Below are 12,937 nucleotides of genomic sequence, written 5' to 3'. Positions count from 1 at the left end.
AGAGGTATATATGCATAAAAATTATCCAAGTCATGTTACTAAAGAACAATTTGAGAACATAAAATCAACTTTAGAAAACAGCAAAAAGAAAACAAAACCAAGAAATTTAGATTTATATGAAGTGTTTTGTGCAGTTTTATATGTATTAAAAAGTGGTTGTCAATGAAGAATGTTACCAAAAAATTTTCCAAAATGACAAACTGTATATTATTATTTCCAAATTTGAAGTAAAAACAATGATAAAGAACCTAGTGTATTGCAATTAATTTTAAAAAAAATTAGTTAAAAAGATTCGTATTAAGAATCATCGAAAAGAAAAAACTAGTTTTTGTATAATTGATTCGCAAAGTGTTAAAAATACAGATACTACTGAAAATAAAGGTTATGATGCTGGTAAAAAGATTTCAGGAATAAAACGTCATATTGCAGTTGATACGCAAGGTTTACCACATGCAATTTACATAACTACAGCAGAAAAAACAGATCGTAATAGTGCTATCATAATGATTAAAAGTGAAAAAGAAAATCTTTCTACAGTTCAAAAAATAATAGTAGATGCTGGCTATACTGGTGAAAAATTTGCTTCTGCAATCAAAACAATCATAAATGCAAATGTTGAAGTTGTAAAACGTAATGAATTACATTCTTTTGTAGTACTACCAAAAAGATGAGTTGTAGAACGAAGCTTTGCATGATTAGAAAAATGCAGAAGATTATGAAAAAATTGTGAAAGAAAACTAAATACTAGTTTACAAATGGTTGTTCTTTCCTTTATTTCAATTTTATTAAAAAGATTCTAAACAGGTTCTAAGAAGTATCTTTATCTTTAAAGAAATTAGCAAAACTATCAAATGCATTAAAAATGATAATACAATTAAAACAAAAATTATCTTCAAGAGAAAATAGTAAAGATAGTGATAATGATTTTTTAATAAAAGCAGAAGTAAATAAGAATTTATCAACATTATCCGTAGTAAATAAAAATTATCTTCATAACACTGTACCAAATTTATAGTTAATAAAGATAATTAACAAATAATAATTTTATAAACTTATATAAGATAAAATCTAAAATTATCAAAAATATTAGTACTCCTTTTAAATTTATTTTTAAAAGGAGTATTTTGTAAATTATGATAAGTTGTTATACTAATAATATCAAAAATATTTTTTTTACTTTATAATTAAAGTAGTGGAATCAAAAAATAAAGGAATGGTGGTATTTAATATGAGTGTATTACCGTTAAATATTATTTCGACTGTAATTTCAGCAGATATTGGAACAGTTATTGCTGAAATAGCGGTTTTATTTGGAATAACCATTTCTTTATTAATGACAATTCTTATTTTAATAGTTATGAATACCTTTATTCGTGGTAAAAAAGTTTGATGAACAACAAGAAATAAATCTCATATGAAACTACTAGCAACTTCAGAAAAAAGAATGTTAGCAAGTGTTTTAGCAGAAGCAGTGATTAAATTAGCAGAAGAAAAAATTGGAGCACTAATTACTATTGAAAGGAATGTTTCATTAAATGAATATACTGATTTGGGAGTAAAAATTGATGGTGAAGTAACTTCACAACTATTACAATCTATTTTTATTAAAGGTTCACCATTGCATGATGGTGCAGTTATTATTCGTTTAGGTCGTATTGAATGTGCCTCTACTTATTTTCCACTAACTAATAAAAAAATATCTAGTCAATTTGGTTCACGTCATCGTGCTGCTATTGGAATATCAGAGCAAACCGATGCAGTATCAGTTATTGTTAGTGAAACTAATGGTTCTGTTTCAATAGCTCGTAGTGGTAAGTTTTTACAAGTTGAAAACTTAAATAATCTTGTTCGTACACTATATGATGAATTAGCTTCAACTAAAGAAATGGTTCAACAAGTATAATAATGAAAAGTTTGTTATTAGTAGATATTGGTAATACATTAATTAAGATTGCTATGATTAATGATAGTGAAATTATTGAACAATGAGCAGTAATAGAAACCAAAAGTAAAACTGCAATTGTTCAATTGAAAAAAGCATTTAAATTAAATAAAAAATTACATTTTGAAGAAGCTGTTATTAGTTGTGTTGTTCCAAATTTTTTAATAATAATAGAAAAATTAATTGTTTTTACATATAATTTAAAACCGTTAATTGTTGATTTTAATTTACTAAGTTCTTTACCTTTAAAACTTAATTTAGAAAATCGTCAATTAGGTAGTGATTTGATAGCATTATCATATGCTGCTTATACTAAGTATCACAATGCGATAGTTGTTAGTTTGGGAACTGCTACTACCTATAGTGTTGTTGTTAATGATGTTTTGGTTGGCGTTATTATTGGACCTGGATTTAGTACAAGTAAAGATGCATTGATTGATAATGCTGCTTTACTTGTTGATTTTGAAATGCAACATTATCAATCAATGTTAGGTAAAAATACTAATCATGCTTTATCAATTGGTTATGGTTATGGTTTTAGTGCAATGATTAATAGTATAGTTGCTAGAATTAAAAATGAAACAAATATTAGTTTACCTGTAATTTTAACAGGAGGTAGTGTACCAATTTTAAAATCTTATTTTGATTTTTCTTATATTTATGAACCACAAATGTTATTTTTAGGTTTAGTTGATATTATTAAATATTTTAGAAGTAATAATAAAATAAAAGATTAATATCTTTTAATATATTTAAAATATAAGGAAAGGAGAATAAAACTATGTTGATGTTAATAAAAATTTATAAATTAACTAGTGCACAAATTATTATAATAACTATTATTAGTTTATTAATTTTTACTATTATCGTTTTAACAAGTTTATTAGTAATTTTTAGTTCGTATAAAAATAAACAATTTATGATTTATAAAAATTTGCAATATATTCAAAATATTAATATTAAAGAAAGATTAAATCGTATTAATCAAATGGTACAAGCAAATGAACAATATAGTGCTATTTTAGGGATTTGAATTAGTCGTTATAATCTTTTTTTAAAAAAAGATTTAAATAAGGTTTTTAAAAAATATATTCAAATTTTAAAATTACAAAATAATAAAGAATTATGAAAAAGATATAAATTAATGTATAGAATGCATAATAAAAGTAATAATTTAAAAAATCAATTGCAGTTATTAACAATTGAAATAGATTATTTTATTAGTATTGATCAATTATTACGAGAATATCAATTATTTTTTAAACAAAATTTTAATTATTTACAAGATCAAATGATCAAGATTAATTTACAAAACGATCTTAATCGAGAACAATTAGATGAAGTTATTAAAATAATTAATGATATGTTTAAAGAATTAGAAACAAATATTAATGCTATTAATGTTAGTCAAATTATTACTATTTTAAGTGAGATTGCGATTGCTGTTGTAACATTGGCAGAAATTTTAGATAATTTACCAACACTTCGTTATATTATAACATATGAAATTAAACAGAAAATGGCGGCCTTAAAAAATAAATATCAAATGATAAAAATAAATAATACTTTACTTTTACAATACGAACAATTAGTAGCAAACGTTGATGAAAAGTTAAGTTTTATTAATAAACAAATTAATAATTTACAATACAAAAAAGCTAAGGTTAACACTCAAGAAATATTAAAATTAATTGCCACTTTTAGTAATAAAATTGATAAAGAACAAATATTTTATAATATTTTTAAACAAAATTATGAAAAATTTTTAGTTATGAGTTTTAATTTTAATGAAATATTTGAAGCTATTAAAAATGAAATTGCTCTTTCAAATAAAATTAATTCTAAAATGATAGAAAATAGCAAAATAACTAACTTAGAAACTATTATTAATAAACAACTTGCTACTGTTAATCATTTTGATAATTTATTAATCATAGAACATCAAAAATCAATAAAAAATACTAGTTATGAAACATTAGTGATGTTATTAGCGGCGTTATTTGAAAATAGTATTGTTATTTTTAATAGTTTAAAAGAGTATAATAAATTGTTGAATGAACAAAATAAAGCAAAAATTAAATTTAAAACTTATGTTGATAAAATCAATTCAATGATGTTACAAATTGATAATATTTTAAATAATATTAATTTTTATTATTTAAATGAAATTTATAAAGAAAAGTTTAGTGATTTACAATATTTAATAAATGATACTATTTTAAATTTTAAAAATGGAAATTATGATAATTCTTCTTTTAGTAAATTTAATGATTTACAAAATAAAATTTTTCATCTTTATACTGAATTAAAAATGGAAATTACTATTCATAAATTATCACATTTAACTTTTGTTTATGCTAATCGTCATCGTTCAATTAATCAGCAACTTAATAGTAAATTTAATGAAATTGAAAATAATATCACTAATAATCATAATCAAAAAGCATTAACATTATTATTGGAATTAATCGAATAAATTTTAAAAAAGAGGAAAATTAAATGGTACCAATTATTATTATTCGTTATGGTGAATTAACAACTAAAAGTAAAAATCGGATTGATTTTATTAAACAATTAAAAATAAATATTAAGTATGCTCTTAGTGATTATAAACAAATAAATATTATTCATTTTCATGATCGCATGGAATTAACTAATTTATCTCTTGACGTAATGAATGATGTTATTAATATTTTGGTGAAAATATTTGGTATTAGTTCATTATCACCTGCTTTTAGAATTGCTAAAAATATGGAAATATTATCAGAAAAAGTAATATCATTAATTTTAAGTCAAGATCTAACAAATTTTAAAACATTTAAACTTTTTGTTAGTCGTAGTGATAAGAGTTTTTCATTAAATTCAGAACAAATAGTTAAAATTATAGCTTCTATAATTTTAAAAAAAACAGATTTAAAAGTTAATGTTACTAATCCTGATTTAAAAATAAATATCAAAGTTAATAAGAATGATATTTATTTATTTGCAAATAAAATTATTGGTGCTGGTGGATTTCCAGTAGGTAGTTCAGGGAAAGTGTTATTATTATTGAGCGGTGGTATTGATTCCCCTGTAGCAGCATATAAATTAATGAAACGAGGATTACAAGTTCAATATTTACATTTTGCTACTCCACCTTTTACTTTACCAACAGCATTAAAAAAAGTAGAAACTTTAGTTCAAATTTTAGCACCTTATAATGCTGGTAGTAAAAATTTATATATTTGCAATTTTACTAACTTGCAAAATGAATTAAGTCATATTAAGAAAGAAAGTTATCGTATTACTTTAATGCGTAGAATGTTTATTAGAATTGCTAGTTTATTTGCAGAAAAATATAAAATTCAAGTATTAGCAACTGGTGAAGCGATTGGTCAGGTTGCTTCACAAACATTAGCAAGTATTAATGCTATTAATATTGTTAGCAATTTACTAATTTTGCGTAGTTTAATTGCCGAAGATAAAGTTGATATTATTAATCTTGCTAAAAAAATTGGTACTTATGAAACATCAATTTTACCATTCGCTGATTGTTGTTCATTATTTGTTCCCAAAAACCCTGTTACACAACCAAAGATTAAAGAATGTGAACTTTTAGAAAATGATTTAAAGCAAATAATTGATTGAGAACAAATTTTAATAAATAGTTTTAAAGATATTGAAAAAATATAAATAAATTTATTAATAATTTAATAGTTTTAATAAATTGCAGTTTATTTACTTTAAATATAAAAAAAGAGTGAAGTTTCACTCTTTTTGTTATTTTTTAATAGTAAACTATAAAATATTAGAATAAGTATTTTGATTACTTGTTGAAGTTTGATTTTGTAAATCAATTGCATTTATTTCATTTACTAATAATTTTGTTTTTTCAATTCTTTTATTGATTTCATTTATTTTTTTCTTATCAATCTCTAATTGAGCAAGTTTTAAATTTATTTGTAATTTTTGATATGGATTTGGTTCTCTAAAGTCAATATTGGTTGTTATTTTTTGTACTTCATTTGCTAATTCTTGAAGAGATTTAACTTCAAAATTATTTTTATTGGTTGTAACATTAAGAATAGTAGGTAATCCAAATTTATATCGTTGCTTTATTTCTTGTTCATAAATTTCATAGGCTAATCTTTCAACTATTTTTGGGTGTTTGTTTTTAGCAGCTATTGTTAAAGCTGTATCACCATTTTCAATGGTATCTAGTAAAAGATTAGCATAGTTATAATAACCATTTGTTTTTAAATATTTGGATATAATTATTTGTCCATTAATATTATTTAATATTCAAGGATCAGGTCTATTTTTAACTACATGATAAATATCAACACCATTATCTATTAAGATGTTAACTACATCTAAATGACCATTTTGCGCTGCTCATATTAAAGCGGTTATATCATCGCATATATAATTAACATTGCCACCATTTTTAATTATTTTTTTAATTACTTGTAGATCACCGATTTTAGCAGCTTTTATTAAATTAATATTTTGAATATCCATTTTTTTCTCCTTATTTGATTAAAAATAACAAACTCACTTACTTTAAAATGAAGTAATAAGTTGAAAACTTGTATTAAGTTTATGCAGATTTTAACATATTATTGGTTTTAATATGTAAAAAAATATATTATAATTTTTCCCAAATTATTTATTATTAATTATTGAAAAAATAATGTTTATTTTTTCTTTTTTAATATAAATTTTAGAAATAAAATTTATTTTTTTATTTTATTTCTAAAAAAGTTGATTTTAAGTGTTTTAAATAGTTTTGTATTAAAAACAATAACTTAAGAATAACCTAGCAAGATAAAATGATGTTAAAATTAACTTGTAATATAAGTCATTCAAGAATTGTAGGGGATAGTATGAAATATATAGTTAATTTAAATGTTCGTTCTAATTATTCATTTCTTTCATCAACTATTAAAATAAGTGATTATATTGAATTTGCTAAAAAAAATAATTTAAAAGTTCTATCTTTAGTAGATAAAAATATAATGTATGGTGCTTATGAATTTTGTAATTTATGTATAGAGAATGATATTAAACCATTAATTGGTTTAAATTGCGTTTGAGAAAGTGCTACTGATAAAGTTGAATTAACTATTATGGCAACTTCATATGCTGGTTATCAAAGATTAATAGAGCTTTCTACTATTATTAGTACTAATAATAATATTGTTACTACTAATGATGTAAAAAAATATCTTAATCAAACACGTGAAGTTTTAGTTATTATTCATGCTAATAATAAAAATATTAGATATATTAAAAATAATTATGATATTTTAAATTCAACAGGTCATGAATTAGTTTATTTTGGTTTAGTACCTAGTGATATGGATAATATTACTTTATTAAAATCGATTACATCTAATATTATTCCAATTGATTTGGTTTTATATTTAGATGAAAAACAACATCGTACTTATCAAATTTTACAAGCTATTAAAGAACAAAAAACATTAAAATCAGAAGATTTATCAAAAAGTAATGAGTTTTTATATAAAACTAAACAAGATTTAATGCAACATTATCCAAATGAAATTATTGAAAATATTGAAAAGGTTATTTGACTATGTAATTTAAAATTTCCTAAAAATAAGCCAAATAGTGCAGAATTAAGTTTACCAAAATTTACTTGCCCTAATAATCTTACTAGTAATTTATATTTGCAAGAATTATGTAAACAGGGATTAGAAGCGCATTTTCAAAGTCGTGAAATTCCTGAAACATACGTTAAAAGAGTTTTATATGAATTACAAGTAATTAATGAAATGGGTTTTGCTGATTATTTTTTAATTGTTAATGATTATGTTAAATTTGCAAAAAGCAAGAATATAATGGTTGGACCAGGTAGAGGAAGTGTTGCTGGTAGTTTAGTAGCATATGTTTTAGGAATTACTGGTGTTGATCCTATTGCTTATAATTTAATTTTTGAAAGATTTTTAAATCCAGAACGAATATCATTACCAGACATTGATATCGATTTTGAAGATACAAGAAGAGATGAAGTTATTAATTATATTCATCAAAAATATGGCAAAGAACATGTTGCATATATTGTTACTTTTCAAACAATTGCTAGTAAAATGGCAATTCGTGATTTGGGAAGAGTTTTTCAAGTTAATATTGAAGATATTAATGAAATGACAAAATTAATACCAATTCAATATAATTTTGAAATAGATATGGCTATTAAACAATCACCAAAATTAGCATGATATGCAAATAAGTATCCTTTATTGTTTACTTTAACCAAAGAAATTCTTGGTTTTCCACGACAAACTAGTACTCATGCAGCAGGAATCGTTATTACAAGAGCACCGTTAGTTACTGCTATTCCATTACAACTAGGATTTCAAGGTATTTATCAAACGCAATTTCCAATGCAAACCCTAGAAGCTCTTGGTTTAATAAAAATGGATATTTTAGGATTACGTAATTTAACTATTTTGCAAAATATTTTACAACAAGTAAGCAAACATTATTTTTTAAATTTAAAATTATCTCAAATTCCTTTAAATGATGAAAAAAGTTTTAACATTATTAAAAATGGTGATACAACCGGTATTTTTCAATTGGAATCTTCAGGAATGCGTCAAATTTTAATTAAAATGAAAGTTGATAACTTAGAAGATATTATTGCTAGTTCTTCTTTATTTCGTCCTGGACCACAAGAGTACATTCAAGATTATATTAATCGTAAATTAGGAAAACAAAAAGTTACGTATATTCATGAAGATTTAAAACCTTATTTAGCATCAACTTATGGCATTATTATTTATCAAGAACAAATATTATTAATTTTACAGAAAATTGCTGGTTATTCATTAGGAAAAGCTGATTTAATTCGTCGTGCAATTAGTAAAAAAGATACTACAGTTATGAAAGAACAAGCAAACTCATTTATTAAAAGTGCTGTTAATAGAGGTTATTCACCAAGAGTTGTTAAGAAAATATGAGAAGATATTGAAAAATTTGCTGGTTATGGATTTAATAGATCTCATGCTGTCGCTTATTCATTAATTAGTTATTATTTAGTTTATTTAAAAGCAAATTATCCATTGGCATTTATGGTGTCGTTATTAAGTAGTGTTATTGGTAATGATCAAAAAATGTTACAATATTTGAATGAATGTCAAAAATATCAAATTAAAGTTTTAGCACCATCAATTCAATTTTCTGGCATTGATTTTTTAATTGATGGTGCTAAAAAAGCTATTCGTTATAGTTTACAAGCAATTAAGCAAATGAGTCAAGGTAGTTGTAGTAATCTTATTAAAGAACGTACTAGTAATGGATTTTTTCAAGATTTTTTTAACTTTTGTGCTCGGGCAATATTTATTGGTTTGAATCGTAAAAACATTGAACATTTAATTGCTGCTGGTGCGTTAGATGATATTCAATCAAATCGAACAATGTTATTATTAAACTTGGATGCTGCATTAGAATATGCAAATATGGTGCAGGTAAAAGATGAAACTAGTGGCGAATTATCATTAAATTTTAATTTAATTGCTAAACCAATTATGTTACAAAGAGAAGATGATTGAAATAATAATAGTATTAATGAACATCGTGCATTAGGACTTTATTTAAAATATAATCCTAAATTACTATGAAAAGAGCAATTAGATCCTCATAATAAAGCTATTGATTTAGCATATATTAATAATTATGTTGATCAACATGTTAGAGTATATGGAGTTATCAATAATATTAGAGTAATTAAAACTAAAACTAAAAAATTAATGGCTTTTTTTGAAATGCAAAATGATAGTAATGTTATTGAAGTAACGGTTTTTGAAAAGTTATATCAAATATACCAAGAATATTTACAAGTTAATAAAGTAATTTTAATGGAAGGAAAGGTAGAAATTTATAATGATAATATTCAGTTAATTTTATCAAGAGTAATTAAAAATTTATAGTAAGCATATAATTTTATCTATGCTTACTATATTAAATAATAAATATAATCAATAGTTTTTAAATTTCTTACTTTAATTTCTAATAATAAATAAAAAATTAATGAACATAGTAATTATTAATAATTTCACAATTTTCAATAGCATCTCAAAAGTTATTATCTGCTTTTTTTATTTTTAAATAAATATTTAAAAAGATTAGTAATATAGTTATAAATAATAAAATTGGACTTAAAATTATAGCAAAAACAATTCCAATTTTTAGTTGTACTAATGATTTAAGATTATAGTTTTCAACAATATTTTGGAAGAGGTAATGTTTACAAAAATATAATTTATTATTAGTTAACATATAAATTAGACCATGTTCTTTTATTAAATTAAAACCATTTTCTTTTGTTATTATTTCTTGTTTTCGATAATAATTATAGAAAGAAGAAATATATTTTATATCATTTTTTATGTTAAAAAAATTTATTAAGGTTAAAGATGTAAATATAACCAAAGTAGTTAAAATCAATAGTGATAGTGTTATTAAATTTATTTTTTTAAGTTTCTGAATTTTCATTTCTAAAAATCTCCTTATATTTTATTTATAGGTTAATTTTATTTTGTTAGGAAAGTATTATAATATATTTTTTATTAAATAAAATTAAATTATGAAATATTTATATATAATATTTTAATAATGATTTGCTATTATTTTTTTGTTTTTTTGTTATATTATAAGTAGTAATATTTATTACCAATTTACGATGAATTGCAAAGCAACGAGCATTAAAATTCCAATATATTTATTTAAAATTTCAGTTTATTATTTTATTTTAAAAACTGGATGGGTTACACTTTATTGGACACTAATTACGTAGACAAGTGAACAAATTTTAGTTAAAAGAAAGGAACTATAATTATGGCTAATATTAACTCATACACCGATGAATTTAAAAAACAAATAGTAGCTTTATATCAAAGCGGTAAGTCAGTGTCTTGTCTTGCTAAAGAGTACAATGTTACAAGAGCAGCTACTTATAATTGAATTAAGCAATTTACTAATTCAGACAGTTTTAAAACTAAAGATAATCGTTCTTTTGAAGAAAATGAATTAATTAAATTAAGAAAAGAATTAAAACAATTAAGAATGGAAAATGATATTTTAAAGCAAGCAGCACTAATAATAGGCAGAAAATAGAAATTATTGCTAAAAATAAAGTTAAATATAAAATTCGTACAATATGTCGTTTTTTAAAAATCTCTAAATCAACATATTATTTTAATTTCAAGAAAAAAGAAAATAAAATTCAAAATAATATTCATGATGAAGCTGTTATTAGTGCTTTTAAAGAAAATAAAGGAATTTATTTATCAAGAAGAAAAATTAAAGAAATTATGAATAAGCATAATTTAATATCAAAATACACTAAATTATCATTCAAAAAGCATCATAATAAAATCAATGATAGTCAAATAACCAATCTTGTTAATAGAAACTTTAATAATAGGCTTAAAAATGAAGTTATTGTTAGCGATTTAACTTATGTTCAAGTTAATGGTAAATGAAACTATATTTGCCTATTAATAGACCTATTTAACCACGAAATTATTGGACATAGTGTAGGTACTAAAAAAGATGCATCATTAGTATATCAAGCATTTATGCAATCAAATCGCTGTTTAAAAAATATCCAAATATTTCATAGCGATCGCGGTAATGAATTTAACAATAAAATGATTGATAAACTTTTATTAGCATTCAACATAACTAGATCTTTAAGCAAAAAAGGCTGTCCTTATGACAATGCTGTTGCTGAAGCAACTTTTAAAACTTTCAAAACAGAATTTATTAATGATAAAAATTTTACATCATTAATCCAATTAAAATTAGAATTATTTGATTACATCAATTGATATAACAATATAAGAATTCACAGCACTTTAAACTACTTAACTCCAGTTAAATATCAACAACAAATGTCTACCAAAAAATAGTCCTAAAAAGTGTTGCCATTCCATAACTGTTTTTCGTTTAAAGGAGCACACATCACCATGGCAATTAAAGATGTACAAAGAGATGGTAATTGTTTATTATGAGCAGTAATCGTTTCATATTTAGAACAAGTTAAAACTAATAAAAACCAATTTAAAACAAGATATAAATCGCTTTTTGGTATAGAATTCGGTTGAGAACGAATTTTTAATTTTGCTGATTTTAATTTTGCTGATAAAGAAAATGAAAAATTAGTTAAAGTCTTTCGTAATCGTATTTGTGATTATATTGAAACAAATTTAGATACAAAACGTCCAAATAATAAAGCTAATTTTAGATCAATGTTATTAGATAGTGAAATTAATAAAAAAAATAAAGAATTATATCCTAACAATAGTGAAGATACACAAATAAGAAAAACTTTAGAACAAATGAGAAAAAATGGTGAAATAACAGGTTCTGTTGAAATTGAAGCAATTTGTAATATTTTAAATTGTGATATTATTAGAATTAATGAAGATTTTGATATTGCAAGTAGGGAAAGATTTGAACCAGATAATGTAATTGCTAATAATGAAGTGAAGTTATACTATCAAGCTCGACATTATCAATATTTTTCAAATGTTACTAATCAAACACCAGCAAAAAGAAATGAGGAAGAAACTACAAAAGTAGTAACACCTTCATTTGAAGTTAATTCAGGTAATAATAGTTTTCAAGAAAGTATTTCATTTCCAAGAGAGGAAAGTGCTGATTTTTTAATTAATGCTAGATTGAAACTTAAAAATCAGTTGTCTGATAAAGAAATTAATGAAGAAACACAAAATGCTATAATTGATATTTTTATTGAAGATATAATTAAAGTACCAGCACATCAAAAAAATGAAATATTAGAAAAATCTATTTTTGAATTAAATAATCAAGAACAATTATTTACAAATCCTAATCTTGTTTTTGAATCATTTATTAAACCAATAATTAATGGTTCAAAAACAGGAGATCAACAATTATTAAAAGAAATTACTAATACAAATACTAATTAATTAGTATTATCACTTTTGTATTTATTGATTTGTTATA

The 12,937-nt window shown here is 22.6% G+C and carries 11 protein-coding genes; 9 read left to right on the top strand and 2 right to left on the bottom strand.

Translation table 4 applies throughout. The annotated features are described in order from the left end of the window. Window positions 1-10: 10 nt before the first annotated feature. From AACL11_RS09700 to thiI, 6 genes are all read left to right on the top strand, one after another. Window positions 11-800, top strand: a protein-coding gene (locus AACL11_RS09700; RefSeq protein ID WP_281747819.1) for an IS5 family transposase whose coding sequence is annotated in 2 segments (ribosomal slippage) — window positions 11-271 and window positions 273-800 — 789 coding nt in all. Because the reading frame shifts where the segments join, the coding sequence is not laid out codon by codon here. 62 nt (window positions 801-862) lie between these two features. Then, window positions 863-1,015: a hypothetical protein gene (locus AACL11_RS09695; protein WP_338987642.1), complete on the top strand. Its 153-nt coding sequence runs from the start codon at window positions 863-865 to the stop codon at window positions 1,013-1,015. A 213-nt stretch (window positions 1,016-1,228) separates the two neighbouring features. Continuing rightward, the gene (locus AACL11_RS09690; RefSeq protein ID WP_252320291.1) at window positions 1,229-1,903 is read left to right on the top strand and encodes a diadenylate cyclase; all 675 of its coding nucleotides are present in this window, start codon (window positions 1,229-1,231) and stop codon (window positions 1,901-1,903) included. A gap of 2 nt (window positions 1,904-1,905) precedes the next feature. Further along, window positions 1,906-2,679: a type III pantothenate kinase gene (locus AACL11_RS09685; RefSeq protein WP_338987640.1), complete on the top strand. Its 774-nt coding sequence runs from the start codon at window positions 1,906-1,908 to the stop codon at window positions 2,677-2,679. Between the two features lie 44 nt (window positions 2,680-2,723). Then, on the top strand, window positions 2,724-4,418 hold the full coding sequence (locus AACL11_RS09680; RefSeq protein WP_338987638.1) for a hypothetical protein: 1,695 nt from the start codon (window positions 2,724-2,726) through the stop codon (window positions 4,416-4,418). Between the two features lie 23 nt (window positions 4,419-4,441). Then, window positions 4,442-5,614: a tRNA uracil 4-sulfurtransferase ThiI gene (gene thiI, locus AACL11_RS09675; protein WP_338987636.1), complete on the top strand. Its 1,173-nt coding sequence runs from the start codon at window positions 4,442-4,444 to the stop codon at window positions 5,612-5,614. Between the two features lie 105 nt (window positions 5,615-5,719). Here the strand turns inward: thiI and AACL11_RS09670 are convergent, their stop codons facing one another. Then, window positions 5,720-6,442: an ankyrin repeat domain-containing protein gene (locus AACL11_RS09670; protein WP_338987635.1), complete on the bottom strand. Its 723-nt coding sequence runs from the start codon at window positions 6,440-6,442 to the stop codon at window positions 5,720-5,722. Between the two features lie 365 nt (window positions 6,443-6,807). Between AACL11_RS09670 and AACL11_RS09665 the strand changes: the two genes are divergently transcribed. After that, window positions 6,808-9,876, top strand: a complete 3,069-nt coding sequence (locus AACL11_RS09665; RefSeq protein ID WP_338987634.1) for a DNA polymerase III subunit alpha — start codon at window positions 6,808-6,810, stop codon at window positions 9,874-9,876. Between the two features lie 97 nt (window positions 9,877-9,973). Here the strand turns inward: AACL11_RS09665 and AACL11_RS09660 are convergent, their stop codons facing one another. Then, window positions 9,974-10,225 carry a hypothetical protein gene (locus AACL11_RS09660; protein WP_338987632.1) on the bottom strand — a complete coding sequence of 84 codons (252 nt, stop codon included), beginning with the start codon at window positions 10,223-10,225 and terminating at the stop codon, window positions 9,974-9,976. 558 nt (window positions 10,226-10,783) lie between these two features. Here AACL11_RS09660 and AACL11_RS09655 point away from each other — a divergent pair. Both AACL11_RS09655 and AACL11_RS09650 read left to right on the top strand, forming a co-directional pair. After that, window positions 10,784-11,859 (top strand): IS3 family transposase gene (locus AACL11_RS09655; RefSeq protein ID WP_338987629.1). Its coding sequence is split into 2 segments (ribosomal slippage): window positions 10,784-11,027 and window positions 11,027-11,859, totalling 1,077 coding nucleotides; the frame shifts between segments, so codons are not numbered across the junction. A 57-nt stretch (window positions 11,860-11,916) separates the two neighbouring features. Next, window positions 11,917-12,900, top strand: coding sequence for an OTU domain-containing protein (locus AACL11_RS09650; protein ID WP_252320277.1), 984 nt, complete (start codon window positions 11,917-11,919; stop codon window positions 12,898-12,900). Window positions 12,901-12,937: the final 37 nt, after the last annotated feature.

This window comes from Spiroplasma endosymbiont of Dasysyrphus albostriatus, from assembly GCF_964019495.1.
Lineage (GTDB): Bacteria > Bacillota_I > Bacilli_A > Mycoplasmatales > VBWQ01 > Spiroplasma_E.
The sequence above is the reverse complement of the archived record's forward strand: the minus strand, read 5'-3'. Positions and strand labels throughout refer to the sequence as shown.